Origin of the sequence: Pedobacter immunditicola (genome assembly GCF_037482985.1) — a bacterium.
Taxonomy (GTDB): Bacteria; Bacteroidota; Bacteroidia; order Sphingobacteriales; family Sphingobacteriaceae; genus Pedobacter; species Pedobacter immunditicola.
Map to the genome: position 1 here is coordinate 1 of NZ_JBBHKC010000023.1, position 392 is coordinate 392.

1 protein-coding gene is annotated in these 392 nt (G+C 41.3%); it reads left to right on the forward strand.

The features are described 5' to 3' along the window. On the forward strand, positions 1-343 hold a 343-nt coding region (locus tag WG905_RS19490; RefSeq protein ID WP_431844532.1), incomplete at its 5' end, for an integrase core domain-containing protein. Positions 344-392 lie beyond the last annotated feature (49 nt).

Below are 392 nucleotides of genomic sequence, written 5' to 3' on the forward strand. Positions count from 1 at the left end.
GGCCTACGTTGCACTGTTGGTTGAAAACGGGATCGCCATCAGTATGACTGAAAATGGCGATCCATACGAAAATGCCATTGCCGAAAGAGTGAACGGCATCATCAAAACCGAGTTCAACCTTCATTGCTCTCAGGAAAGCTTTACAGAAACTACTCAGAAAATCGACAGGTCAATCAAGGCTTACAACAAGCTCCGCCTACATGCCAGCTGTGACTATCTAACACCCGAAAAGGCGCATTTAACGAGTGGACCATTGCGCAAAAGATGGAAGAATAAAGTGTATAAAACCAAGCAAATTCCTGCTTGTATAACCAGCTCCGGATTACTAAATATTTTTGTATAGTAAATTCAGTATTAATTTAACTTTCGTATAGCTATTCCAGGAGAAGACA